The organism is Pandoraea sp. NPDC090278 (assembly GCF_044772185.1).
Lineage (GTDB): Bacteria > Pseudomonadota > Gammaproteobacteria > Burkholderiales > Burkholderiaceae > Pandoraea.
The window spans coordinates 257,530-282,283 of sequence record NZ_JBIVYJ010000005.1; the positions used below are offsets into that span (position 1 = coordinate 257,530).

19 protein-coding genes are annotated in these 24,754 nt (G+C 64.4%); 9 read left to right on the top strand and 10 right to left on the bottom strand.

Annotated elements, in window-relative coordinates; translation table 11 throughout:
* The first annotated feature begins 132 nt into the window (after nucleotides 1–132).
* Nucleotides 133–993, top strand: a complete 861-nt coding sequence (locus ACIQWO_RS18985) for an IclR family transcriptional regulator (protein ID WP_257959595.1) — start codon at nucleotides 133–135, stop codon at nucleotides 991–993.
* Between the two features lie 59 nt (nucleotides 994–1,052).
* On the opposite strand, the gene ACIQWO_RS18990 is transcribed toward ACIQWO_RS18985, so the two are convergent.
* The 5 genes from ACIQWO_RS18990 to ACIQWO_RS19010 all read right to left on the bottom strand — a co-directional run bounded on the left by ACIQWO_RS18990 (nucleotide 1,053) and on the right by ACIQWO_RS19010 (nucleotide 7,700).
* Complete coding sequence (locus ACIQWO_RS18990) at nucleotides 1,053–1,964, bottom strand: dihydrodipicolinate synthase family protein (RefSeq protein WP_402827452.1); 912 nt, start codon at nucleotides 1,962–1,964, stop codon at nucleotides 1,053–1,055.
* Nucleotides 1,965–2,018: 54 nt separating this feature from the next.
* The gene (locus tag ACIQWO_RS18995) at nucleotides 2,019–3,734 is read right to left on the bottom strand and encodes an ABC transporter permease subunit (protein WP_402828224.1); all 1,716 of its coding nucleotides are present in this window, start codon (nucleotides 3,732–3,734) and stop codon (nucleotides 2,019–2,021) included.
* A 99-nt stretch (nucleotides 3,735–3,833) separates the two neighbouring features.
* Nucleotides 3,834–4,946 (bottom strand): ABC transporter ATP-binding protein, encoded by a 1,113-nt coding sequence (locus tag ACIQWO_RS19000; RefSeq protein WP_402827455.1) that lies wholly within the window; start codon nucleotides 4,944–4,946, stop codon nucleotides 3,834–3,836.
* A 45-nt stretch (nucleotides 4,947–4,991) separates the two neighbouring features.
* On the bottom strand, nucleotides 4,992–6,035 hold the full coding sequence (locus ACIQWO_RS19005; RefSeq protein ID WP_402828227.1) for an ABC transporter substrate-binding protein: 1,044 nt from the start codon (nucleotides 6,033–6,035) through the stop codon (nucleotides 4,992–4,994).
* Between the two features lie 228 nt (nucleotides 6,036–6,263).
* A complete protein-coding gene (locus ACIQWO_RS19010) occupies nucleotides 6,264–7,700 on the bottom strand; it encodes an FAD-binding oxidoreductase (protein ID WP_402827458.1) in 1,437 nt (478 codons plus the stop codon).
* A gap of 271 nt (nucleotides 7,701–7,971) precedes the next feature.
* On the opposite strand from ACIQWO_RS19010, the gene ACIQWO_RS19015 reads away from it, so the two are divergent.
* The 4 genes from ACIQWO_RS19015 to ACIQWO_RS19030 all read left to right on the top strand — a co-directional run bounded on the left by ACIQWO_RS19015 (nucleotide 7,972) and on the right by ACIQWO_RS19030 (nucleotide 13,377).
* Nucleotides 7,972–9,456 carry an aldehyde dehydrogenase family protein gene (locus ACIQWO_RS19015; RefSeq protein ID WP_402827461.1) on the top strand — a complete coding sequence of 495 codons (1,485 nt, stop codon included), beginning with the start codon at nucleotides 7,972–7,974 and terminating at the stop codon, nucleotides 9,454–9,456.
* A gap of 41 nt (nucleotides 9,457–9,497) precedes the next feature.
* The gene (locus ACIQWO_RS19020; RefSeq protein WP_402827464.1) at nucleotides 9,498–10,256 is read left to right on the top strand and encodes an SDR family oxidoreductase; all 759 of its coding nucleotides are present in this window, start codon (nucleotides 9,498–9,500) and stop codon (nucleotides 10,254–10,256) included.
* Between the two features lie 111 nt (nucleotides 10,257–10,367).
* A complete protein-coding gene (locus ACIQWO_RS19025) occupies nucleotides 10,368–11,684 on the top strand; it encodes an MFS transporter (protein ID WP_402827467.1) in 1,317 nt (438 codons plus the stop codon).
* 181 nt (nucleotides 11,685–11,865) lie between these two features.
* Complete coding sequence (locus ACIQWO_RS19030) at nucleotides 11,866–13,377, top strand: MDR family MFS transporter (protein WP_402827470.1); 1,512 nt, start codon at nucleotides 11,866–11,868, stop codon at nucleotides 13,375–13,377.
* 160 nt (nucleotides 13,378–13,537) lie between these two features.
* On the opposite strand, the gene ACIQWO_RS19035 is transcribed toward ACIQWO_RS19030, so the two are convergent.
* Nucleotides 13,538–13,768 carry a hypothetical protein gene (locus ACIQWO_RS19035; protein WP_402827473.1) on the bottom strand — a complete coding sequence of 77 codons (231 nt, stop codon included), beginning with the start codon at nucleotides 13,766–13,768 and terminating at the stop codon, nucleotides 13,538–13,540.
* Nucleotides 13,769–13,973: 205 nt separating this feature from the next.
* Here ACIQWO_RS19035 and ACIQWO_RS19040 point away from each other — a divergent pair, with 205 nt between their 5' ends.
* Together ACIQWO_RS19040 and ACIQWO_RS19045 are read left to right on the top strand one after the other, a co-directional pair.
* Entirely contained in the window at nucleotides 13,974–14,942 is a 969-nt protein-coding gene (locus ACIQWO_RS19040; RefSeq protein ID WP_402827476.1) for a hypothetical protein, read from the top strand.
* The gene (locus ACIQWO_RS19045; RefSeq protein WP_402827479.1) at nucleotides 14,939–16,240 is read left to right on the top strand and encodes a hypothetical protein; all 1,302 of its coding nucleotides are present in this window, start codon (nucleotides 14,939–14,941) and stop codon (nucleotides 16,238–16,240) included. The genes ACIQWO_RS19040 and ACIQWO_RS19045 overlap by 4 nt, the downstream gene beginning before the upstream one ends.
* 84 nt (nucleotides 16,241–16,324) lie before the next feature.
* Here the strand turns inward: ACIQWO_RS19045 and ACIQWO_RS19050 are convergent, their stop codons facing one another.
* The 4 genes from ACIQWO_RS19050 to hemC are packed head-to-tail and all read right to left on the bottom strand — an operon-like array spanning nucleotide 16,325 to nucleotide 20,597.
* On the bottom strand, nucleotides 16,325–17,497 hold the full coding sequence (locus tag ACIQWO_RS19050) for a heme biosynthesis HemY N-terminal domain-containing protein (protein ID WP_402827482.1): 1,173 nt from the start codon (nucleotides 17,495–17,497) through the stop codon (nucleotides 16,325–16,327).
* A 10-nt stretch (nucleotides 17,498–17,507) separates the two neighbouring features.
* The gene (locus ACIQWO_RS19055; protein WP_402827485.1) at nucleotides 17,508–18,659 is read right to left on the bottom strand and encodes a uroporphyrinogen-III C-methyltransferase; all 1,152 of its coding nucleotides are present in this window, start codon (nucleotides 18,657–18,659) and stop codon (nucleotides 17,508–17,510) included.
* Nucleotides 18,646–19,632: a uroporphyrinogen-III synthase gene (locus tag ACIQWO_RS19060; RefSeq protein ID WP_402827488.1), complete on the bottom strand. Its 987-nt coding sequence runs from the start codon at nucleotides 19,630–19,632 to the stop codon at nucleotides 18,646–18,648. The genes ACIQWO_RS19055 and ACIQWO_RS19060 overlap by 14 nt, the downstream gene beginning before the upstream one ends.
* Nucleotides 19,629–20,597: a hydroxymethylbilane synthase gene (hemC, locus tag ACIQWO_RS19065; protein WP_402827491.1), complete on the bottom strand. Its 969-nt coding sequence runs from the start codon at nucleotides 20,595–20,597 to the stop codon at nucleotides 19,629–19,631. Before hemC ends, ACIQWO_RS19060 begins: the two co-directional genes overlap by 4 nt.
* A gap of 79 nt (nucleotides 20,598–20,676) precedes the next feature.
* Between hemC and ppc the strand changes: the two genes are divergently transcribed.
* Nucleotides 20,677–23,682, top strand: a complete 3,006-nt coding sequence (ppc, locus tag ACIQWO_RS19070; RefSeq protein WP_402827494.1) for a phosphoenolpyruvate carboxylase — start codon at nucleotides 20,677–20,679, stop codon at nucleotides 23,680–23,682.
* 228 nt (nucleotides 23,683–23,910) lie between these two features.
* Nucleotides 23,911–24,681 carry a gamma subclass chorismate mutase AroQ gene (aroQ, locus tag ACIQWO_RS19075; protein ID WP_402827497.1) on the top strand — a complete coding sequence of 257 codons (771 nt, stop codon included), beginning with the start codon at nucleotides 23,911–23,913 and terminating at the stop codon, nucleotides 24,679–24,681.
* Nucleotides 24,682–24,754: the final 73 nt, after the last annotated feature.

Genomic DNA, 24,754 nt, shown 5'->3' on the forward strand with positions numbered 1-24,754 from the left:
CCTGTCTTGATGTTCTGGCGTGCCCTGCCGCATCCCCGTCTGCATGCCCCGAAATCGGGCAAAGTTCGCCACTTGGGCACAAACAATTGTATTACAATCATAATCATTACAATCCGAACAACCCGCACACCCATGCCGCGCTCATCCGCCGGGTCATCGCGCTCTGCCACAGACGCCACCCAATCCACCAGCGACACCGCTTCGAGCGCCGCCGCGCCGCGTTCCTCGCTCTTCGTCGGCTCGACCGAGAAGACGTTTCAGGTGCTGCACGCCTTCGACGGTCCTGCACGGTACATGACGCTGGGCGACATCGCCAAAGCCGCGGATCTGGATCGCAGCGCCACGCAGCGGCTGGTGCACACGCTCGAAGCGCTCGGCTATCTCTTCCGGGTGCCCGAGACGAGAACCTACGGGCTGACGACCAAGGTGTTGCAGTTCTCGTACAACTACATTCGCGCCAACGAGCTGGTCGACAAGGCGTCGCCGTATCTGCTCGACATCAGCCGCCGTGTGGGCGAGACGACCAACCTGCAAGAGCTCGACGGCCACGAGATCGTGTTCGTCGCGCGCTTTCCCGGACAGCATCTGGTGAACATCGACATCGTGGTCGGCGCACGTCTGCCCGCGATGTTCACGGCGTCGGGCATTGCGATCCTGTCGCGTCTGCCCGAAGCACGCGTGCGCGAGATTCTCTCGGGCACGGCGCTCGAACCGATGACGCCGTACACGCTCATCGACGAGAAGAAGTTGCTCGAACGGATTGCACAGACCACGCGACGCGGCTACGCCATCGTCGAAAACGAAACCGTGATGGGCGACATCTCGGTCGCCGCCCCGATCACCGATCACGACGGTCACGCCGTCGCGGCCATCAACATCTCGGTGCCGACCTCGCGCTGGACGCGTGAGCGCGCAGAAGCCGAACTCGCCCCGCACATTCAGGTCGCCGCGACCTCGATCTCGAAGTCGCGACTCTCGACGTTCCGACGCTAAGCACGCTCAGGTGCCATCAAGTGCTATCAGGCGGTGACACGCGTCACCGCCATCACACTTCAACGTCCTTCGAAAATCGCCAGCTGACGCGCCAGTTCTTCGCGCAGCTCAGTCGACAGCGCCGGTGCGGGCGGCACGAGGGGCGCGAGCATCGCCGGGGCGTTCACGCCGATCAGATCCATCACCGACTTCATCGGACCGGGGTTCGTCTCGGCGAACGCCAGATTCATCAGCGGAATCAGCGAGCGGTGCAGTGCCAGCGCGTCGGCCGTCTTGCCTTCCGACGCCAGCGAGAAGATGCGTTGCCACGCGGTCGGCAGCAGCGACGCCGTCACCACGATTCCGCCACGCGCACCGGCCGCCACATGCAGCGGGAACAGCGTGTCTTCGCCGCTCAGCACGGCAAACGATTCGTCGACACCCGCGATGGTGCGCAGGAAATGCCACATGTCGGCGTTGCAGGCCTTCATGCCGATGATGTTCTCGTGGCGCGACAGCTCATGCAGCACTTCCGGCGCAATCGCGATACGCGTGCGATACGGAATTTCGTAGATGAGGATCGGCAGCGGCGACTCGTCGGCGTAGCGCAGGAAGTAGTCGCGAATACCGGCTTGCGTCGGGTTCGTGTAGTACGGCGTGAGGACCAGCAGACCGTCGGCACCAGCAGAGGCGAAGTCACGGCCCGCTTCGATGGCGTCGTGATAACCGGGGTCGAGCACACCGGCGATCACCGGCACGTCGCGGCCGTGGTCACGCACTTCCTGCGCCGTGAGTTCGGCCATGCGCACGCGTTCGGCGCGCGAGAGTGCACCGTACTCGCCCGTGCCGCCCAGCGGCACCACACCGTCGATGCCCTGCGCCAGCAGGTAACGCATGAGCGCACGTGCACCTTCGATGTGGATCGTGTCGTCGGTGTGGACCGGCGTGGGGATGGCCGGGAAAATGCCCTTCAGTTGTTCGGAGCGAAGCATGAGTTAAACGTCCGTGAATCGTAAGTTTGTTGGGGCGGATACCGCATCCGGGCTTCAGGTCGCGAGGCTGCGCCGGCGCAGTCGCTCGGCCACCCAGATGAGTGCGGCGATGAAAAGGAACAGGCACGTGGAGACTGCGGCGATCACCGGCGAGATCTGCATCGTGATCTCGTCCCAGAACTGCTTGGGCAAGGTGGTCGACAGGCCGCCCGACGTGAACAGTGCAATCGTGAGTTCGTCGAACGACGTCGCGAACGCGAACAGGAACGACGACAGCAGCCCCGCGCCGAGAATCGGGAACGTCACCCGGCGCAGCGTCGCCCACGGGCGCGCGCCCAGGCTGTACGCCGCCAGATCGAGACGCGTGTCGTAGTTGCGCAGCACCGCCATCATCGTGATGACGACATACGGCACGGCCACCACGGTGTGCGCGAGCGTCAGGCCCACGCTGGAGCCGACCAGACCAATCTTCGCGAAGAAATAGAACACGCCCACGGCGAGGATCATGCGCGGCACCACAATCGGCGCGAGCACAAAGGCGAGCATCGCCGACTTGCCGCGCATGCCGCCACGCACCAGCAGGAACGCTGCCGGGGTGCCGATCAGCATCGACAGCAAACCGGCACCGATACCCACGAGCATCGAGCGCGTGACCGCCTGCATCCACAACGGCGAATCCCAGATCTGCTGGTACCACTGCAACGAGAAGCCCTTCGGCGGCCACGCTAGCCCAGAGGCCGAGTCGAACGACATCGGAATCATCAGCAGCGCGGGCGCGGCGAGGAAGACGACCAGCAGGAAGACGACCACACGCAGCACAAGACCGTCGCCCTGCTCCGCCTGTGCGCCCCGGCCCTTCGGGAACGCGCGCAGCAACAGATCGGTCGCGGTGCCGAGCGTCGCGAGCACCTTCTCACCGAGCGTGCGTGTCCATCCGCCACGGCGCTTGCCAGCCTTCGCATCCCCTGCGCCACCGGCCATCGTCGACAGACCGACCATACGGTCGTAGACGAAGAACACCACCAGAACCACGGCGAGCAACAGCACCGAGATCGCACCGGCAAAGCCCCAGTTCAGCGCCTGCATCACCTGATCGATGATGAGCTGCGTGATCATGGTTTCGTGACGACCGCCGAGCAGCGTCGGCGTAATGAAGAAGCCGATAGACGTGACGAACACCATCAGCGCGCCTGCGGCCACGCCCGGCAACGACAACGGGAAGTACACGCGCCAGAACACCGTGCCGGGACGCGCGCCCAGCGTCGAGGCCGCGCTCGGCAGACGCCGGTCGATGTTCTCCATGACGGAGAGCATCGTCAGCACAGCCAGCGGCATGAGGGCATGCACCATCCCCAACACCACGGCGGGGAAGCTGTAGAGCAGCGACAGCGGCTGATCGATCAGCCCGAGATCGAGCAACGTGCGGTTCACGACGCCGTTACGGCCGAGCAGTACGACCCAGGCGAACGTGCGCACGAGAAAGCTCGTCCAGAACGAGAGCAGCAGCCAGAACAGCAGACGTTGCTTGCGCGCGCCGCTAAGCGTCGAGAGCCGGTAGGCAATCGGATACCCGGTGAGCACCGCGAAGAAGGTCGTGTAGAGCGAGACCTTGAGCGTGATGAGCAACACCTCGACGTACACCGACGAGGCGAACAGCCGCTGATATTCGGCAAGCGTGAAGCCGCTTTCACCGCGAATGCTCAGCAGCAGCAACTGGCCGACCGGATAGATCAGCATGACGGCCAGCAAGATGACGATGGGTGCCGCCATCAGCAGCGGACGCATGCGCGAGCGCCAGCGCGCCCGGCGCGGCGCCGGTTGAGCGGGTTGGGAGGACGAGGGACGGACCACGGCAGATGCACTCATGGCTTACCCCGCAATCGCCACGGCGTCGTCGGCACGCCACGCGAGGCCCAGCGTCTGACCGATTTCGAAGCGATTGCCCTGACGGCGCGTCGGGAACGCGGCCACGAGCGACTTGCTCGCGTCGCCCCCCGTCACGGTCGATTGCAGATACAGCTTCGTCATGCCGCCCGTGACCATGATGTCGGTCAGCTTCGCCGAGATCGTCGCCATGCCTTCACCGGCAGCGTCCGTGTCGTGCAGATGCAGGTTCTGCGGACGCAACATCAGCTTGACCGTGCGCCCCTGCTCGACTTGCGGGTCGTAGACCATCGCACCCGCGCCGTTCGCAGCATTCACGCCCGGCATAGCCACGCGCACCTGATCGCCAGTGCGCGTGAGTACCGTCGCATCGAGCAGGTTCGACTCGCCGAGGAAGTCGGCCACGAACACGCTCTTGGGACGGAAGTACAGGTCGTCAGGCGTACCCAGTTGCGCGATCTCACCCGCGTTCATCAGACAGATGCGATCGGACATCGTCATCGCTTCTTCCTGATCGTGCGTGACATAGACGATGGTGGTGCCCAACTCCCGGTGGATGCGCTTAATTTCGAGCTGCATGTGATCGCGCAGCTTCTTGTCAAGCGCGCCCAGCGGCTCGTCCATCAGAATGATCGACGGTCGGTAGACCATGCAGCGCGCGAGTGCGATGCGCTGCTGTTGACCACCGGAGAGTTCGCGCGGATAGCGCTCTGCCACGTGCGGCAGATGCACCATTTCCAGCGCGTTCATGACCATCTTGCGAGCGGCCTGTGCGTCGGTGCGACGCATCTGCAATGGGAACGCGATGTTCTCCGCCACCGTCATGTGGGGGAACAGCGCGTAGTTCTGGAACACCATGCCGATGTCGCGCTCATACGGCGCGCCGTACGTGACATCGGTCCCATTGATGCGGATGGCCCCCGCATCGGGCTGCGACAGACCGGCGATGAGCGAGAGCAACGTGGTCTTGCCCGAGCCGCTGGGGCCGAGCAAGGTCAGGAATTCGCCCTGGGCGACATCGAGGTCGGTCGGCGCGAGGGCGACAAAATCGCCGTAACGCTTGGACAGGCCCGAAACTTGAAGATTGGCAACGGTCATGAGATCAGCACCCCCAAAAACATGAAACGGAACAGCAGGTGAGGATCAGGTCAGGATCCAGCGGTTGAAGCGTTCGAGCGCCACGCTCTGGTTCTGCTGCCAGAACTGCGCGTTGATGTGCACGCCGCTCTTCATGTTGTCCGGGAACGTCGGGCAGTTCTTGGCGATCTCGGGCTTCACGTAATTGAAGGCTTCCGGCTGCGTCATGCCTGCCGGGAAGTACTTGACCAGTTCCGCCTGACGCTTCGGATCGCTCGCGAACTTGATGAACTCGCGGCAAGCGGCAGCGTTGGGCGTGCCCTTCAGAATCGACCAGTTATCGACGCCCCAGATGTTCTGGTTCCAGACGATCTCGACCGGCACGCCGTTGGCCTGTGCCGACTGCGCACGCGAGGCCCACGTGGCGACCATGTCGACTTCGCCCGAGCCGAGCATCTGCTCGACCTGCGCGCCGGTCGTCCACCACACGGCGACCTGCTTGGCGATCTTGTCCAGGCTCTTGAATGCACGGTCGAAGTCGCACGGATACACCGAGCCGGGCGCCACGCCATCGGCGAGCAGCGCCTGCTCGATCGTGTCGAACGGATACTTGCGAATCGAGCGACGGCCCGGGAAGTCCTTCACGTTCCACAGATCGGCCCACGACGTCGGGGCTTTGCGGCCCTTGAACGCGTCGGTGCGATAGGCCAGCACTGTCGAATAAACGTTGGTGCCCACGCCGAACGGCGACATGTATTGCTTCGGAATCTTCGCGATGGTCGGGTCCGCTTCCAGACCGTGACGCTCCAGATATTCCTTGCCGCCCGACGTCAACAGCAGAATCGCGGGCTGGCTGATCTTCGCCATGTCCCACGTGTAGCTGCCTGCTTCGATCATGCTCTTGATCTGCGCGGTCGGCTCCGCATTGGCCTGCACGCCGATGACCTCGATGCCCGTCGCCTTGGCGAACGGCTTGTAGTACACGGCGTCGTACGCCTTCGTGTAGATACCGCCGTCGTCACGCACCACGATGCGCTTGGAGGCGGCGCGCGAGGGCGTCCACACGAACGGGAAGGCGACGGCGGCCGCGCCGACGATGGCCGTCTTCATGGCCGTGCGACGGCCCGGTTGTGCGAGCGTCGCTTCGCTTTTCTTGGTGGTATCGAGCGGGCTTGCGGAGGTCTTGCGTTTCATCATGGTCTCCGGTCTTGACTGGGAGGGTGGGCGCGGCGACGGATGGTGGACTGACGTACCGAAAGACAGCCGCCGCGCGCGCAGTTATGGCAAAACAAACAGCAAAACTTGAAAAACGTGTGTGCGTGAATCGGTGCGCGATGCTTACGGAACGAGACGCCCCGGATTGAACATCTGGTTCGGATCGAGCGCCGCCTTCACCGCGCGCATCAGTGCGAGTTCGGCGGGGGCCTTGTAGCGCTGCATCAGCGGCAGGCCCGTTTGCCCGACACCATGCTCGGCGCTGAACGAGCCCGACAGACGCGCGGCAACGTCATTGACCGCAGCGCGCATCGCGTCGCCCATGGCCGCGCTGTCGGTCAGCGCCGCCCATGCGTCGAACGAGAACATCGGAATGAAGTGGACGTTGCCGTCGCCCATGTGGCCGACGATGGCGATGTCGAGTCCCGGCACGATGGCGTGCACGGCACGCGTCGACGCGTCGATGAATTCGGGCACGCTCGACACCGGCACGGCACAGTCGGTGGTCAGGCCGATGGCGGCCTTCTTGTTCGCCTCGCTCACGCTGTGGCGCACTTCCCAGAGATCGGCGCGCTGCGTTTCGTTCGCGGCGATGACGGCGTCTTCGACCAGCCCTTGTTCGATGGCTTCGCCCAGCGTTTCGGTGAGCACCGCTTCAAGCCCTTCGGCATCGCGCGTGTCGCCCAGTTCGACAAGCACGTGCCACGCATGGGCAGCAGTCAGCGGATTGCGACGGTTCGGCACGTTCGCCAGCACCAGATCGAGCTGGTGGCGGTTCATGATTTCGAACGCGGACAGACGCGAGCCACAGGCGTTCTGGAACATGCCCAGGATCTGCTGCGCAGCGGCCGGATCGCGCGGCGCGAACCACGCGAGCGAATGATGTGTGGGCAGCGGATGCAGCTTGAGCGCGGCGGCCGTGACAATGCCGAGCGTGCCTTCCGCGCCGATGAACAGATGCTTGAGATCGATGCCCGTGTTGTCCTTGCGCAGCGCGCGCAGACCGTCCCAGATGGTGCCGTCGGCCAGCACGACTTCGAGACCCAGAACGTTCTCGCGCGTGTTGCCGTAACGCAGCACACTCGTGCCGCCCGCATTCGTCGAGAGCGTGCCGCCGATCTGGCACGATCCTTCCGCCCCGAGACTCACGGGATACAGACGTCCGACGTCGGCCGCCGCATCCTGCACCGTTTTCAGAATGCACCCAGCTTCGACCACCATCGAGCCGTTGGCGGCGTCAACCTGACGGATATGGCGCATGCGCGCCAGATTCAGAATGACCGGTGCCGGGCCGTGGGTCGGCGGCACTGCGCCACAGCACAGGCTGGTATTCCCGCCCTGCGGGAGGATCGACACACCTGCCGCAGCACACAGCTTCACAATGTCGCTCACCTGCTCGGTGGACGACGGCAGCACGACGCACAGCGCCTCGCCCCGATAACGGCCGCGCCAGTCTTCGGTATAGCCAGCGGTATCCGACTCACTCGTGAGCACGGCATCCGCGCCAAGCGCTTCCTGTAACCGGGTCAACAGCGTCTCTTGAGTCACAGCGTCGTTCATCGCCTGCCTGCTCCTGAATGCTTCGGTTCGACTGCCTCGCCGGGTCTGTCCATCATAGAAACCAACGGTCCGCAGCGAGCTGTAGTGCCATGCCAGACGCCCGTCTGGCGATTCGATGTGATCAAGGATAGGCGAGAAAAAATTGCAATAAAATATCTTTAATTGCAATGCGCTCATTTTAGGTGTTTATGCGGATGCGACCTATACGACGGTCAACGCCCTCGTGAGTTAAGTGATAATGGCCCCACCCTTCACACGAGGTGCAGTCGACATGCCCGAAGCTACACACTTCATCGGCAATCGCTGGGTCGCCCCCGCCAAGCGCGGTGGTGTTTCTGCGATGTCCCCGCTGTCTGCCAATACGGCCAACACCGTCATTGCCGTCATCGATCCCTCCGACGGCCAGCCCTTCACCGAAATCGCCCGTGGCGACGCCGAAGACATCGACCGCGCCGTGAGCGCGGCGCGCGCCGCCTTCAACGGTGACTGGGGCCGTACCGCCGCCGCCGAGCGTGGCCGCACGCTTTACGCCTTCGCCAGTCTTCTCGCCCGTCATCAGGAAGAACTCGCCCAACTCGAAGCCCGCGATACCGGCAAGCCGCTCAAGCAGGCCCGCGCCGACGCCGCCGCCATCGTGCGGTACTTCGAGTTCTACGCCGGGGCCGCCGACAAGCTGCACGGCGAGACGATTCCCTATCAGCAGGGATTCACCGTGTTCACGGTACGCGAGCCGCACGGCGTGACCGGTCACATCATTCCGTGGAATTACCCGTTGCAGATCTTCGGACGCAGTGTGGCCGCCGCGCTCGCGACGGGCAACGCCTGCGTCGTCAAACCGGCGGAAGACGCGTGTCTCTCGCTACTGCGCGTGGCGGAGCTGTCGCTCGAAGCCGGGTTGCCGCCGGGTGCACTCAATATCGTGACGGGCTACGGGGCCGAAGCCGGGGCAGCGCTGGCAAGGCATCCGGGCATCGATCACATCTCGTTTACCGGCTCGCCAGCCACCGGCACGCTGATCTCGCAGATGGCCGCCGAGAACCACACGCCGGTGACGCTCGAACTCGGCGGCAAGTCACCGCAGATCATCTTCGCCGATGCCGATCTGGACGCCGTGATGCCGGTCGTCGTCAACGCCATCGTGCAGAACGCAGGGCAAACCTGCTCTGCGGGCAGTCGTCTGCTGGTGGAGCGCGACATGTACGAGAGCGTCCTCGCGCGACTGGCCGAAGCGTTCGCGCATCTGCGCGTCGGGCCGTCGCATGACGACCTCGACCTCGGTCCACTCATCAACGCGAAGCAGCAACAACGTGTGTGGGACTTCCTGTCCGAAGCACAGCACGACGGGATTGCCGTGATGTCGCAGGGCGAAGTCGTCGGTAGCGCACCGGAGGCGGGCTTCTATCAGGCCCCCACGCTGCTGCGCGATGTCCCCGACACGCACCGTCTCGCACGTGAGGAAGTCTTCGGTCCGGTGCTCGCGGCCATGCCGTTTGCCGACGAAGCGGACGCCGTACGACTCGCCAACGGCACGCTCTACGGCCTCGCCGCCGGTGTCTGGACGCGCGACGGCGCACGTCAGATGCGCCTCGCCCGCGACATTCGCGCCGGTCAGGTCTTCATCAACAATTACGGCGCGGGCGGCGGTGTGGAACTGCCCTTCGGCGGCATGAAGCACTCCGGCCACGGCCGCGAAAAGGGGTTCGAAGCCCTTTACGGATTCACTACGCTCAAGACCGTCGCCATCCGGCACGGGTAATTCGCTTCCCTCCCGTTTACTTCGTACTTCGGAGACAAGGCATGCGTTTGCAAGAGAAAGTGGCTATCGTGACGGGCGCCGGATCGGGATTCGGCGAAGGCATTGCCAAGACGTTTGCGCGCGAAGGCGCGGCGGTGATCGTGAACGATCTGAATCGTGAAGCGGGCGAGCGTGTGGTCGGGGAGATCGTCGAGGCGGGTGGACGTGCGGTGTTCGTCTACGGTGACGTGTCGCGCGAGGAAGATCACGTCACGCTGCTTACCGAGGCCGTCGCGCGCTTCGGCAAACTCGATGTCGTCGTGAACAACGCGGGCACCACGCACCGCAACAAGCCACTGCTCGAAGTCACCGAAGCCGAGTTCGACCGCGTCTATGCGGTCAACGTCAAAAGCATCTTCTGGAGCGCACGCGCCGTCATCCCCTACTTGCAGCAACACGGCGGCGGCGTGATGATCAACATTGCGTCGACGGCGGGCGTGCGCCCGCGCCCGGGCCTCGTCTGGTACAACGGCAGCAAAGGTGCGGTGATCACCGCGAGCAAGGCGATGGCCGCCGAGTTCGGCCCGCAGAACATTCGCGTCAATTGCGTGAATCCGGTCATCGGCGACACGGGCCTGACCGCCGAATTCATGGGCGTGCCGAATACGCCCGAGAACCGCGCCAAATTCCTCGCAGGCATTCCGCTCGGCCGCTTCTCCACGCCGCAGGACATCGCCAACGCGTGCCTCTATCTCGCCAGCGACGACGCCGCCTTCATCACCGGCGTATGTCTCGAAGTCGACGGCGGCCGCTGCATCTAGCGCAGCCCCATCCATCTGCGCCCATACCGTTTCCAGTAGTCCGTAGCACCCGTAGTTGTCGCACCACAACATAACGATAGACAACACAACGTCAAACCGGAGGAGATCCGTATGAACAGCGTTCCGACGCCCCCCTCGCCCATGGCCGATGCGGCCTCGGCGGACTTTGAAGCGGCCACCTACCGCAAGGTCGGCTGGCGGCTGATTCCGTTTCTGCTGCTCTGCTATGTCGTCGCTTATCTCGATCGCGTGAACGTGGGCTTCGCCAAGTTGCAGATGGTGGGCGACCTGCAATTCTCCGAGACGGTGTTCGGTCTCGGCGCGGGCATCTTCTTCATCGGTTACTTCATCTTCGAAGTGCCGAGCAACGTGATCCTGCATCGCGTCGGCGCGCGCGTGTGGATCGCGCGGATCATGATCTCGTGGGGCATCATCTCCGGCGCGACGATGTTCGTCACCACGCCGTCGATGTTCTACGTCATGCGCTTCCTGCTCGGCGTGGCCGAGGCGGGCTTCTTCCCCGGCATCATTCTCTACATCACCTACTGGTATCCGGCCTCGCGGCGCGGGCGCATGACGGCATGGTTCATGACGGCCGTGGCGCTCTCGGGTCTTATCGGCGGTCCGCTCTCGGGCTGGATCCTGAAGGACATGAGCGGTGTGAACGGCCTCGCGGGCTGGCAGTGGATGTTCCTGATCGAAGCGATTCCGTCGGTGATCATCGGCATTGCGGTGCTGTTCGTGCTCGATGACCGGATTCGCGACGCCAAGTGGCTGAACGACGCCGAGAAGTCGATGCTTGAGCGCAACATCGCGAGCGACGTGCTCACCAAGGAAGACCTGCCTCTGCGCCAGGTGTTCTCGAGCCCGCGCGTGTGGATGATGAGCCTGATCTACTTCTCGTTCGTGATCGGCCTCTACGGTGTGGGCTTCTGGCTGCCGACGATCATCAAGACGACCGGCGTGACCGATCCGTTGCAGATCGGTTTGCTGACGGCCATTCCGTACTTCTTCGCGGTCATTGCGATGGTCGCGGTCGGACGCCGTTCGGACCTGAAGGGCGAGCGTCGCTGGCACATCGCGATTCCCGCGTTCCTCGGCGCAATCGGTCTGTTCCTGTCGACGGTGTGGAGCCACAACACGCAACTCGCCATGGTCGCGCTCACGCTCGCCACGATGGGCATCATGATCGTGCTGCCGCTGTTCTGGAGTCTGCCGACGGCGTTCCTCGGTGGCACGGCAGCGGCCGCCGGGATTGCGATGATCAACTCGCTGGGCAATCTGGCGGGCTTCGTCGGCCCGTATCTGATCGGGTTCCTCAAGGACGCCACGCAGAGCACCAACAGCGGCATGTTCCTGCTCACCGTCTTCATGATTCTGGGCGGCTTGCTCACGCTCGCAGTGCCTGCGCGGCTGGTGAACCAGTAGCAGGTGAGACAGATCATCTGACAAAACGCCGTCTCAATCGTCGAGACCGAGGCGCTACGGGGCTTCTGGCCGCGTGGCGCTCGCGGGAGTAACATGTTTGGCACGTTTCGCGTGAATCAGGCCGTCCCTGCCGGGGCGGCTTGTTTTTTGCTCCCCCAAGCATTCGTCTTTCTCCGCTCGCATGTCCGCCAACGACTCACAGACGCCGCCGGCCGGCGTCTCGCTCACTCCCGCCGAGGTCAAATCGATCCTCACCGGCCTGCTGCTCATCATGTTTCTGGGCTCTCTCGACCAGACCATCGTCGCGCCCGCACTCCCGACCATCGCGCGAGATCTGGGTAGCTTCGATGCCGTCTCGTGGGTCGTCACCGCCTACCTGCTCTCGTCCACCGCCATTACGCCCGTCGTGGGCAAGCTCTCGGATTTGTTCGGACGCCGTGTCGTCATCGCCGCGAGCGTCGCCGTCTTTCTGGTCGGATCGGTATTGTGCGCACTCGCCCCTTCGATGCTCGCGCTGATCGTCGCGCGCGGTGTGCAAGGGCTGGGCGGCGGCGGATTGATCGCGCTATCGAACACGGTGATCGCCGATATCGTCTCGCCACGCGAGCGCGGTCGCTATCAGGGCTATATCTCGGGGATGTTCGCGGTCTCCGGCGTGGCCGGGCCCGTCACCGGCGGCGTGTTCGCCCAGTACCTCAACTGGACGCTCATCTTCTGGATCAACATCCCCCTCGGCCTGCTCGCGATCCATCTGAGCGACCGTGCGCTGCGACGCCTGCCGCGACGCGTCGGCAAGCCGAGCATCGATTACCTCGGCTCACTGCTGCTGATCGTGTCGACGGTTTGTCTGCTGCTGGCGCTCACATGGGGCGGACACCGCTACGCATGGCTGTCGGCGGAGATCGGCGGGCTGGTCGCCGCGACGGTGATCGTCGGCGCGGTATTCCTTCGCCATCAGCGCACGGTGCGCGAGCCGTTGCTGCCGGTCGCCCTGCTCGCCAACCCGGTGTTTCGTATGACGTCGACGATGGCCGTGCTGGTGATGATGGTCAACATCAGCATCGGCATTTACGTGCCGCTGTATCTGCAATTGCAGCGTGGCGAGTCGGCCAGTAGCTCGGGCCTGATGCTGATCCTGCCGCTGCTGGGCATTGTGGTCGGTGCGCTGAGTTCCGGTCACTACATGCGTCAGACTGGGCATTACAAGCGTCCGCCGCAGATCGGTTTGCCGGTGGCGTTCGCCGGGCTCGCGATCATCGCGCTCGGCGTGCAGTCGCTGCCGCTCACGGTGATCGGCATTTGCCTCGGCCTCGTGGGCATCGGCTTCGGCTCGGCCATGCCGGTCATGACCGTGGCGACGCAAAACGCCGTCGCGCCGCGCGACATCGGCATTGCCACCGCCGCGCATGCGTTCTTCCGCGCGTTGGGCGGGATGATCGGCGTGGCGATGTTCGGCGCGCTAATCGTCGGCCTGCTGGTGGCAGGCGACAACGGTAGCGCACCGCGCGAGTTGACCGACTTCCTGCGCCCGGGCGGTGCCCCCGCCGGGATGGAGGATCATCTACGACTGGCGTTCGGCGCATTCTTTGGCGGTAGTGCGCTGATCGCAGCACTCGCCATCGTCGCCCTCGCGCGACTGCCGGAATTGCCGTTGCGTCAAAGCTCGGGCAACGAGGCGACCGCCATCGAGTAAGTCATCTGCGTCGTTTGCCGCTAACGCGTAGTGCAATTCGCCTAAGCGGCTCATTCCGCAAAGTCCTGATCACAGCGACAAAGTGCTACGCCGGGCAATGCGGCACAGTGCGGGCTGCCTTTTTCCAGACAAGGAGTCCGCGCTTGTTCCCTACACAGCGTCACAGCCCTACCGCGCCGTCCGGCCACGCTTGCGTCAACGGCGATACGACAACGACGGCGTCCGCAACCCTCGCCACAGGCGCGTCGTCCAGCACGACCGCGCCCGACACGCCTACACAGACCTTCGTCCGCGATTTCTGGCAGACGCTACAGCGACCGCTTAGCCCACCCTGGCTCATGCGGCCAATGGTGCCGAGTTCAGCGCCGCCTTCGTTGCCGTCGTCTGTCATCGCGCGATCGGAATGGCCCTGCGATCTTTCCGGCGTATTCGATGTCGTTCCAACGGAGAACGAGGAAACAACGACGCCGACACGCGCCATAGGAAAGCGAGATGCTTCCACAGCGTTCGGCAGCGTTGACGAGTCCTCCCATCTATCGCGTTGGAAGCGTCGTGCCGCACTGCACGAGATTCCGGCGCTCGAACCTAAGCCGTCGATGTCCGGCATCTCGTATCGCATCAGCCCACCGGTTCCCGATCACGTATTGCGCAAAGCACTGCTGATTCTTGGCGATCCGGCGGCGCAGGCCTCGGATTGGTTCGCAACGTTGGAGTCTCGCGCCATTGAAGCGGTGCTCGACAAAAGTCCCTACGCCGATGCACATCAAGTGATGGAAGGCTTGTTGCGACGTCTGGAAGCCGAGCAGTCGCAAGAGAGCTGGACGACGGCCTTCGAGCGCGTCGTCGCCCTGACGTATCGCTTTGAAGACCGGACAGCGATTGCGGCGCGCGCGATGCTCCTGACCTTCGACGAGCTCTCCGGCGACGGTGCGCAAGCGCTCGCGCAAACGTCGACGTCCGCCAGCATCGAGCATCTGATTGCGCATCGACTGCACGCGATTGCCGATATGCCTGTCGACACACGCGCCGCCGCGTGGGGCGATTTGCTCGCGGCAGTGGAACGTTCGAAGGCTTGTCCGCGCGCGCAGCGTCTCGTGCCGATGGCCAGGTTCATCGCGCTGCTGACGGAGGCCGAACAGCGACCCGCCGCTTTGGCAGTCGTGAGCGCCTCGCGCAATTTCGTCATTAACGGCGGATGGCGCGACCTCACGGACGCATTGCTCAAATCCGTTCCCAGCAACGCGATGGCTACCGTCGCGCGGGCCATCGTGCATCCCGATCAACGGCTGCACAGCGGCGACATGTACGACACCATCGATGCGATTTCCGACCGCGTCGACAGCATGCCCGAGCGCGATGCGCGAGCACTGCTCGAACATCTGATCGAGATCGTCATGGCGCGCGCCGACTTCGCGTATCTCACGTTCTCGCCCGACGAATCCGCTCAGCTACTCGACGATCTGCGCTCGACATGCCGTCGCTGTGGCTTCGACGATCTGGCCGGAACGATGGCCGAAGCGCTTGCGGAAGTGATGGACGACTACAAGGTCACGATGATGGATTGAGCGGCCGCCACGTGGCTTTGCAGGATTCGCTCACCGCGTCGAAAACTGGTCAGGATCGTGGTCGAAAAGCAAAGGTGTTCACCAACGATGGAGCGCACGATGAAATCCCTCCCAACGAACTCAAGGAGTTCATGATGGAAATTTCCCCGACGGCCACCTCACCGAACACCCTTGCTGCGCAGACGGAAACGAACACCGGCGCGACCACGCCTCAAAACCAGACTCACGCTGAGATCTCCGCCTCGCTGACTCGGGCGTCCCAGACCGGCAGTAGTATCGAAACAGGGCATTCGGACACTCGCACGGCGAGCCGCACCGACGCGCCCGTCCAATTGAAGGCGTTGCCGATCACCGCCAACGCAGACGAGCCAACAAATGCCGATCTGAACCAGCTTCGAAAAACGTTGAAGGCGATAAAAATGCAAATACCAGATCGCCTGTCAAAAGAATGGACGCAACTCTTTCTCATGAAGCTCAACACCGCGTCCCCACTTTCCCCGAAAACACTGGGCGTATTCTTTGATGCGATACAGGATTTCCCGCGCACCAAGCAGGAAAAGGACGCAAAGTCATCGATGATCGCGACCGAGAAGGTCTTTGCAGAACTTGTGTCTCCTAAGGGCAATCCGTTCGATGAAGGTACGGTGAAAGGTAGAGTCGGAGAGTTCTTTAGCAATATCTACGACAAGGCCGTCAATTTAGAAACGGCGAATCACATTCTCAATTTCGCCTCAAGCGAAATCAAGGATCGCCCGGAAACCTGTCTCGCGCTCATCACGGGACTATGGGGAAAGTACAGCGCCATCGAATCGACATTCGCCCCCGAACTCGCCGCTCGGATCGTGGCATTCGAGATGTCGTTGGTGCCGAAAGCCGATCGCTATAACGTCTGGAAGCACGCGCTCGGCGAGGTGGGGCAAGGCAATCCATCCTTTTCCCCTAGCGACATGTCGAGGTTCGTCAACGCGCTCTCGTCGAACCCTCCCGATAAGGCGGAGGATATAGCGAGCGCCCATGCCGACATCGCTAAGATCCTGTATGCCTACCCTCGCATCGTCTCGCGCGACGACGATCAGATTCGGCTAAGGGCACTGGAAGGATTTCTGAAAGGCATAGCGACGGAGGAGGCCCGTGCGTCCGTCACCGAAAAACTGACGTCGCACATAGATCTGGCAACGATCGAAGGGAAGCGCTGGAAAGGCGCGATCGTCACCGTAACGAATAGCGTCTCAACACTCTTTAATGCCGAGAACAAGGAGAGAATCCGCAACGCCTTGAATGCGCTTGCCGGTGCGTAGGCGGCATCAAAAACGTAAGCGCCCGCTGTACGCGGGCGCTTAGGAAACGCTGTGTGAACCGGGCCGTTACAGGCCCGGTAATATTCACGCCGTGGCGCAAGCCCGGTAGTGACGATTCGCCTGATCCATCTGCCCCAGCCCTTCGAAGAGCTGTGCGAGCGCCAGATGCAGACGCTGTTGCAGATGCCGGTCGTCCGTGTGACGCAGCGCCCCTTCGAGGAACGTCTGCGCCTTGCCCCACAAACGCTGATGCTGGCACAGCTTGCCCAGCGCGTAGAGCAGATCGGGATCGTTCGGATGACGCTGCTGCCACGCTTCCGCCTTCTGGATGAGCGGCAAGGCGTCGGCACCGGCGCACTCGGCATAACGGCGCAGCAGACGGCCATCCCAATGCTCGGCCAGCGCAGCTTCGACGATGTCGCGCGCTTCACGCGGACGATCCAGCGAAATCAGCAGTTCGGCGGCAACGTCGGCAGTCCGCGCTGACGTACGCGAGTCGGCAGGCAGTTCTTGCCAGCACTTGAGCAATGCGTCCGCATCGTGACGATGGTCGCGCAGAATGCCCTCGCTGGCCGTCTGCTTGAGCTTCGCGGCCAATGCCGGATGCAGCGCCTCGCGCTTTTCCAGCACCTTGAGCAGATTCAGCACCTCGGGCCAGTGCTTGAGATGCTGATGAGCACGCAGCGCGACGAGCTGCGCCTGCATGCGGCGTGCGCCCTGCGCACGCATTTCCGTCAGCGCTTCGAGCGCGCCCTCGGCATCGCGCGTGTCGACGCGCAATTCGGCCGTCTGCAACAAGCGCGCTTCTTCGAGATTGGCCCCTTGCGCTTCCGTCAGCCACGCATCGCGTCGTGCGAACTCGCGCATGCGATGCGCCGCACGCGCACCGATGATCGCGGCCACGCCCCGATTGTCGTCCTGCTCGGCCGCTTCGCGCGCTGCCTTCTCTGCACGTGTATAACGTCCCGCAAAGAGATTCGCCACGGCGTCGCGCAGTGCGATGTTCGCACGACGGCTGCGTTGGCGATTGCGATATGCAGCCACGCGTTCCGGCATCTTGTAGATGTTGCGCAGCACGCGAATGATCACGTACAGCGCCACGAACAAGGCCAGCAACGCCAGCACGAACAGGTTCAGCGACACGTCGATACGGTACGGCGGCACCAGCATGACCACCTGTCCGTGATTGAACGTCGCCAGCACCGCAAAACTGGCCGCTACCGCGAATAGGAGCGTCAACCAGATCAGTCCTCGCATGCCCGGCTCCTTACGGCTTTTCCTTGACGTCCTTGACCTGACCGATGGCGGTCAGGCTGGCGTCAAGGGTCGGCAGTTCGATGGTGCGCGAGCCCGAATCGACCTGATCGAGCAGCGTTTTGACGGCGGCGATGCGACGCGACTTGGCATCGAAATACTTGTCGAGCGCAGCTTCCGCGACCAGCACATCGCTGTGCACGGCCGACGCGTTGCGCGCGAGCAGCGCCAGACGCGCATTGAGCAGACGCAGCTTCAGGTTTGCGCGCAGGAACGCGCCCTGCTCAGGCGCCACGAGCATCACGTCCGGATCGTCAAGACGGCGCACCTGTACCAGTTGCTTCAGGCTGCCGAGCATTTCACCGCTCAGGCGGTGCCACGTCGCCGTCCAGCCGGTCTCGCCCGCGCCGCTAGGGCCGGTGCCATCGGCCTTCGGTGCCACGCGCTGCTCCTCGGCCTGCAACGGCAGCGTGTCGATCATAGCGATGGCCTGATCGAGCTTGCCCGTGAGTTGCGGCAGATCGGCGGCCGGTACGGCCTTCAGACGGTCGATGTCCTTCTTCAACGCATCACGCACACCGGCGAGTTGCGGTGCGCCCGTGCGAGCCAGACGCGCGTCCGCCCCTTCGAGCGCAATCAGCGCACCGCGCACGTTGCCCGTCAGTTGAAGCTGTTGATTCGCACTCGTGACGATCTGCTCGGTCTCGGCCAGCACCCATTCGTCGCGGTTGTGCGCGAGTTCCTGATAGAGCTGTTCGAGCGCGGCCTGCTGGCCGCGAGCGTCGGAAACACGTCCCTCCAGCGCCGTGAGGCGGTTCTGGAGATCGCGCTGATTATCGAGCGCCTGCGCGGTGCGTACCTGCGCCTGCATGACCTGCGCGTCGCCCGTTTGCTGACGGCGCGCCATTTCCTGCTGCACGCGGTCGAGCTTCTGGTTGAGCGACCAGCCGCCGATACCAGCCCCCGCCGCGACAAGCACGAAGAGCAGCCAGGGTAGCGCCGCCCCCGAGCCGCGACGCTTCTGCGGCGGCTCGGGTGGCTGCCACGCGGGCGGGCTGCCAGCCGTGCTGTACGTAGCACCGCCGGTCGCTGTGGAATGGGCCGTCGGGCCGGTCGACGCCGACGGGTTCTGGGAAGACTCTGGAACGCGATTATCTGTCGTCATGCTTGACTTGAATGGGATCCGCCCATGTTTTGAGTGCGGCCAGCAAGTTGTCGTCGCCGGGCGCGCACTGCGTAATCCTATCAAACCCCGCGGAGCGCGCGGCATCCGCGATACGGGTATGCGATGTAAAGCACGGTGCACTGAGGATCTGCGCGAGCACCTGCGGGGTGCCCGGCGTATGCACGCCGTCGCGGGTGCCGTAGCGTGCAGCCAACAGTGTGCTCAGATGCCGGACCGCTTCGGAGCTGGTCAGCACCCACGCGCACCGCTGTGGCGTGACGAGCCGGGCTTCGAGTGCGGCCCACGTGGCGGCGTCCGGTTCGGGGGCCCGACGCGTGTACGCGCTCACGATATCGACCTGCGTGCCATTGGCCCGCAGCGTGTCGGCCAGCAACTCGCGCCCGCCGTCCCCGCGCACCAGCAGCACACGACGACCGGCCAATGCTGGCAGATCCAGTTGTTCGAGCAATGCTTCCGAGTCGAAGCGGGCCTCGGGGCCGCCCGGCGGGACGATCACGCGATGCGCCGGTGCCGCGATACCCGCGTCGGCCAGCGCCTGCGCGCTGCCCGGGCCGACGACGGCCACTGGCAGCGTCTCGGGCCAGCGGACGGTGGTCTCGCCACCGTCTGCCCTACCGCCAGGGGAGTGCAGCTGCACCCGCCGCGACAGCGCGTGCACAACGGCGTTAGGCGAGACGAAGACGGCCAGCGCGTACGACGTCAGCGACCGCAGCGCATCGTCCAGCGCCGCAAGCGCGGCCGGATCGGCCTGCGCCGCAATGTGCAACAGCGGAAATTCGCGCGTATCGATGCCCTCGGCGTGCAGCCGAGCGGCCAGCGACTGCGCCTGTCCGTCCGGCCGCGTCAGGATCGCGCACGGCGCGACCGGCGATGCGACGGCCCGAAGGTCGGTGCCAGCAGCGGCATCGACAACTGAGGACGGAGCCGCCGCACGCGGCGCGCGCGACGTCAAACGGCTGCGTCCTTCGGCTCGGACGGCGGCACCAACGCCAACCCGCCCCCGTCCATCAGTTCCTGCGCCACGCGCTGCCCCAGCGCCTCGGCACCTGCCACGTCACCCTGTGCGATGCGCCCGGCGCCTTGCGCACGAAGCACGGTCGCCCCGTCCGTCGACGCAATGAAGGCACGCAGCGCCAGCTCGCCCTGCGGCGAGAACTCGGCGTAAGCACCCAACGGCACCTGACACGAGCCGCCCAGCGCACGCGAGACGGCGCGCTCGGCGCTGACTGCCAGCGTAGTGTTGGCATCGTGCAACGGTGCGAGCCATTGCACGATTTCGGGACGTCCGGCGCGCACCTCGATGCCCAGTGCCCCCTGACCGGCGGCTGGAAGGCTCGCTTCGGTCGGGATGATGGCGCGGATGCGGCTACCCAGCCCAAGGCGCTTCAGGCCTGCTGCTGCAAGGATGATCGCCGCAAAGTCGCCCCGGTCCAGCTTGCCCAGACGGGTGTCCAGATTGCCGCGCAACGGCGCGACCTGGAGATGCGGATAGCGTGCGCGCAGGCTCACCTCGCGGCGCAGGCTCGAAGTGCCGACCACCGCCCCGGCGGGCAATGCGTCGAGGCTGTCGTAATCGTTGCTGACGAAGGCGTCGCACGGGTCTTCGCGCTCAAGCACAGCGGCCAACGTGAAGCCGTCCGGCAGTTGCATCGGCACGTCTTTCAGGGAGTGGACGGCGAGATCGGCGCGGCCGTCGGCCAGCGCCAGTTCGAGTTCCTTGACGAACAGGCCCTTGCCGCCGACCTTCGCGAGCGAACGGTCGAGAATTTGGTCACCGCGAGTGGTCATTCCGAGAATACTCACGTGACACTGCGGATATAATTTGTGCAGCGCGTCACGCACGTGTTCGGCTTGCCACATGGCAAGACGGCTCTCGCGCGATGCGATCACCAGGGTTTCAGGAGAAGCGAAGTTCATTCAGCAACCGCGTGAAGACCAAAAGAAAAAATGGTAACACGCTTGACCGGCCCGAACGGCTGGTCTCGAGAGGAGCGACATGAAGAGCAGCGCAAAGGCAAAAGCCCCGAAAGAGGGCCTGGCCAAGTCGGTCGGCAAGACGTCCCCCGCGAAGGCAGCAGCCGCGGTTTCATCCCCCCCATCCAAGCGCTCGGGCCAGAAGGCCAACGGGCAGGACAAGTCCATCTCCACCTCACTCGCGATTACGGCGCCCAAAGCGCGCCGCTCGCGTGAGGACAAGGACGCGCCGCTGCGTGAGGACATCCGCTTTCTCGGCCGCCTGCTGGGCGACGTGCTACGCGAGCAACAAGGCAGCGACGCCTTCGATCTGGTCGAAACCATCCGCCAGAATGCGGTGCGCTTTCACCGCGAAGGCGACCGCAGCGCCGCCAAAGCGCTCGATTCGCTACTCAACGGGCTGACCAACGAGCAGGCCATTCAGGTCGTGCGCGCCTTCAGCTACTTCTCGCACCTGGCAAACATCGCCGAAGACCGCCACCACAATCGCCGCCGTCGCGTGCATGCGCTGGCGGGCAGCCGCGCCCAGCGTGGCAGCCTGAGCGCCGCGCTGCAAAGCCTGAAAGACGCCGGACGCGACGACCCCGCCACGCTGCAAGCCTTCTTCGCCAGCGCGCTCATTGTGCCGGTGCTCACTGCGCACCCGACCGAAGTTCAGCGCAAGAGCATTCTCGACGCCGAGCGCGAAATCGCCCGTCTGCTGGAACATCGTGACGACGCCCTCACGGAGCGCGAGTCGTCGCGCAACACCGATTCGATGCGCGCGTACGTCACGACGCTGTGGCAGACCCGCATGTTGCGTAGCTCTCGTCTGACGGTGGCCGACGAAATCGAAAACGCGCTGTCGTATTACCGCAGCACGTTCCTGTCCGAAATCCCTGCGCTGTACGACGACGTGGCCGCCGAACTGCACGACGCCGTGCCGAGCGTGCGCTCAGAGGGACTGGGGCGCTTCCTGCAAATGGGGAGCTGGATCGGCGGCGACCGCGACGGCAATCCGAACGTGACGGCGCAGACGCTGCAACTGGCGATCACGCGTCAGGCCACGGAAATCTTTGCGCATTACCTCGAAGAGGTGCACTTGCTGGGCGCGGAGCTGTCCGTCTCGCAACTGCTCGCCGGTGCCAGCGACGCCCTGCTCACGCTGGCCCGACGCTCGCCGGACGACTCGCCGCACCGCACCGACGAGCCCTATCGACGCGCCCTCATCGGCGTGTACGCGCGACTGGCCGCGACCGCACGCGACTGGGTCGGCCACGTGCCGCATCGCGGCGCCGTCGGCAACGCCAGCCCGTATCACGACGCCAGCGAGTTCATCTCCGACCTGAATACGGTCGTCGCCTCGCTCATGGCCCACCACGGCAGCGCGCTGGTCTCGCAGCGGCTCGGGCCGCTCGTGCGTGCCGCCGAAGTGTTCGGCTTCCATCTCGCGAGCATCGACCTGCGTCAAAGCTCCGACATTCACGAAGCGGTCATTGCGGAGCTGTTCGCGAAGGCTGGCGTCGAAGCCAATTACGCCAAACTCGACGAGAACGCAAAGCTTGCGCTGCTGCTGCGTGAACTGCGCGAGGCGCGTCCGCTCTTCTCGCCGTACCTGGACTACTCGCAGCGCACCCGCGACGAACTCGCCGTCTTCTCGGCGGCGCGCGACATCCGCGCCCGCTTCGGCGCACGCGCGGTGCGCAACTACATCATTTCGCACACGGAAACCGTGAGCGATCTGGTCGAAGTGATGCTGCTGCAAAAGGAGACGGGACTCTTTCAGGGCGCGCTCGACAGCGACGGCGACAGTGCGAAGGCCATCGCGTCGAAGGTCGGCCCGATGGTCATCCCGCTGTTCGAGACGATTGCCGACTTGCGCAACGCGCCCGTCATCATGCGGGAGTTCTTCGACATCCCCGGCATGTCGAACGTCGTGACCCAGCAAGGCGGCGAGCAGGAAGTGATGCTCGGCTACTCCGACAGCAACAAGGACGGCGGCTTCCTCACGTCCAACTGGGAGCTGTACAAGGCCGAACTGGCGCTGGTGCATCTGTTCGAGGAAAAGGGCATTCGTCTGCGCCTCTTCCACGGCCGTGGCGGCACCGTCGGCCGTGGCGGTGGCCCGACCTATCAGGCCATTCTGTCGCAGCCGCCGGGCACCGTGAACGGTCAGATCCGTCTGACGGAGCAAGGCGAGATCATCGCCAGCAAGTTCGCGAACCCGGAGATCGGACGCCGCAATCTGGAGACCATCGTCGCCGCCACGCTCGAGGCCACGCTGCTGCCGAGTCTGAATCAACCGCCGCGTCTGGCCGCGTACGAGCAGGTCATGCAGGCGCTCTCGGATACGGCCTTCAGCGCGTATCGCGATCTGGTCTACGAAACGCCGGGCTTCACCGACTACTTCTTCTCGGCCACGCCGATTGCCGAAATCGCCGAGCTGAACATCGGCTCGCGTCCGGCGTCGCGCAAGTTCTCCGATCCGAAGAACCGTCGGATCGAAGACCTGCGTGCGATCCCCTGGGGTTTCTCGTGGGGGCAGTGCCGCTTGCTGCTCACCGGCTGGTACGGGTTCGGTAGCGCTGTGAGCGCATATCTGGATGGCGATGGCAGCAAGGCGGACGCCGCCGGGCGCGACAAGCGTCTCGAGACGTTGCGCCAGATGGTCAAGCGCTGGCCGTTCTTCGCCAACCTGCTCTCGAACATGGACATGGTGCTCGCCAAGACGGATCTGGCCGTGGCATCGCGTTACGCCGAGCTGGTGGCCGACGAAAAGCTGCGCAAGCGTGTGTTCAACCGGATCGTCGGTGAGTGGCAGAGCACGTCGCAGGCGCTGGCGCTGATTACCGGTCACGACGAGCGGCTGGCGGACAACCCGATGCTCGCGCGCTCGATCAAGAACCGCTTCCCGTACCTCGACCCGCTCAATCACTTGCAGGTCGAGCTGCTGCGTCGTCACCGCGCCGGAGAGTCGGACGAGCGGGCGCGTCGCGGCATCCATCTGTCGATCAACGGCATCGCAGCGGGCCTTCGCAACACGGGCTGATCCGACGTCGATGTCCCCTGCACCGGCCCCGTCTGCGCGCCGGTGCAGGCAGTTTGCGTGGGGGTGCACGGCCAGGCGGCGTGCCGCTCCTTGGGAATCTCCCCAACGACAGTTGTCCGATAGGACGTTATATTTCGACCCATTCGACCAGATTGCCGGGGGGCAACCATCATGCATACCGATTCGATCGGGCGATCCAGACACGCAACCTTCACACGACGGGCAACGTTGTTCGTCACTTCTGCCCTGCTGGGATTGGGTGCGGCTACGCATGTGGCGTATGCCAACCCGGCCCTAGCGACCGAAACCTCCGAGCCATCGTCGGCTGAGCCGAATGTCAACGCCCCGCCCTCGCACACGCTGGCAGCCGCGCCGCATGGCGTACGCGGCTTCGCGGTGCGGCTGGTGTCGCAGGCGATGGCGGGTGCACCCGCCCATCCGTCACGCGAAGCAAAGCCGCGCCCTGTCGTCGACCCGGTGCTCGATCCGCTGATGAACGGCATTCTCAAGCGGCTGGCGATCAGCGAAGCCGTGGCGCGTAACAAGTACGGTTCGGGCAAAGCCGTGCAAGACACGGCGCGCGAGCAGGCATTGCTCGATAGCATGGGCGAGCAGGCCCCGCAGTACGGCCTCATGCCTGCTCAGGCCCGTACCTTCTTCCGTCTCCAGATCGACGCTGGCAAGCTCGTGCAGACGGCGTTGCTGGCCCGCTGGACGCGCGACGGCCATGCGCCGGGCGAGCCGGTGGACCTTGGCACGCGCCTGCGTCCGGCGCTCGACAAGCTCGGCACGTCGCTGCTGCACGACCTCGGCCGTCTGTGCGCCCTGCCGGACGACCCGACACGTCTGGCGCGCATTCATCAGGCCCGCGAGCGCATCGCCCGCGCGGCGAAGCTCGAAGCGCTGCAACGGGCGGCGTTCGACGAAGCGACGTCAGGCCTGTGCCTGTCGGCCCCGCCGCGTATCTGGACGCTCTCGATGGCGGCCGCGTCCCACTAAACCGCACGGACAAGATCGCCGCGCCCGGCAGTCGTAGCCCGGGCGCGGCGGTTGTATAATCGCGGTTTGCCGT

Bases quoted from the DNA above. Each gene is read 5' to 3' on its own strand.
- ACIQWO_RS18985 (WP_257959595.1), top strand. From the start codon at position 133: ATGCCGCGCTCATCCGCCGGGTCATCGCGCTCTGCCACAGACGCCACC.
- ACIQWO_RS18990 (WP_402827452.1), bottom strand. From the start codon at position 1,964: ATGCTTCGCTCCGAACAACTGAAGGGCATTTTCCCGGCCATCCCCACG.
- ACIQWO_RS18995 (WP_402828224.1), bottom strand. From the start codon at position 3,734: ATGGCGGCACCCATCGTCATCTTGCTGGCCGTCATGCTGATCTATCCG.
- ACIQWO_RS19000 (WP_402827455.1), bottom strand. From the start codon at position 4,946: ATGACCGTTGCCAATCTTCAAGTTTCGGGCCTGTCCAAGCGTTACGGC.
- ACIQWO_RS19005 (WP_402828227.1), bottom strand. From the start codon at position 6,035: ATGAAGACGGCCATCGTCGGCGCGGCCGCCGTCGCCTTCCCGTTCGTG.
- ACIQWO_RS19010 (WP_402827458.1), bottom strand. From the start codon at position 7,700: ATGAACGACGCTGTGACTCAAGAGACGCTGTTGACCCGGTTACAGGAA.
- ACIQWO_RS19015 (WP_402827461.1), top strand. From the start codon at position 7,972: ATGCCCGAAGCTACACACTTCATCGGCAATCGCTGGGTCGCCCCCGCC.
- ACIQWO_RS19020 (WP_402827464.1), top strand. From the start codon at position 9,498: ATGCGTTTGCAAGAGAAAGTGGCTATCGTGACGGGCGCCGGATCGGGA.
- ACIQWO_RS19025 (WP_402827467.1), top strand. From the start codon at position 10,368: ATGAACAGCGTTCCGACGCCCCCCTCGCCCATGGCCGATGCGGCCTCG.
- ACIQWO_RS19030 (WP_402827470.1), top strand. From the start codon at position 11,866: ATGTCCGCCAACGACTCACAGACGCCGCCGGCCGGCGTCTCGCTCACT.
- ACIQWO_RS19035 (WP_402827473.1), bottom strand. From the start codon at position 13,768: ATGACAGACGACGGCAACGAAGGCGGCGCTGAACTCGGCACCATTGGC.
- ACIQWO_RS19040 (WP_402827476.1), top strand. From the start codon at position 13,974: ATGTCCGGCATCTCGTATCGCATCAGCCCACCGGTTCCCGATCACGTA.
- ACIQWO_RS19050 (WP_402827482.1), bottom strand. From the start codon at position 17,497: ATGCGAGGACTGATCTGGTTGACGCTCCTATTCGCGGTAGCGGCCAGT.
- ACIQWO_RS19055 (WP_402827485.1), bottom strand. From the start codon at position 18,659: ATGACGACAGATAATCGCGTTCCAGAGTCTTCCCAGAACCCGTCGGCG.
- hemC (WP_402827491.1), bottom strand. From the start codon at position 20,597: ATGAACTTCGCTTCTCCTGAAACCCTGGTGATCGCATCGCGCGAGAGC.
- ppc (WP_402827494.1), top strand. From the start codon at position 20,677: ATGAAGAGCAGCGCAAAGGCAAAAGCCCCGAAAGAGGGCCTGGCCAAG.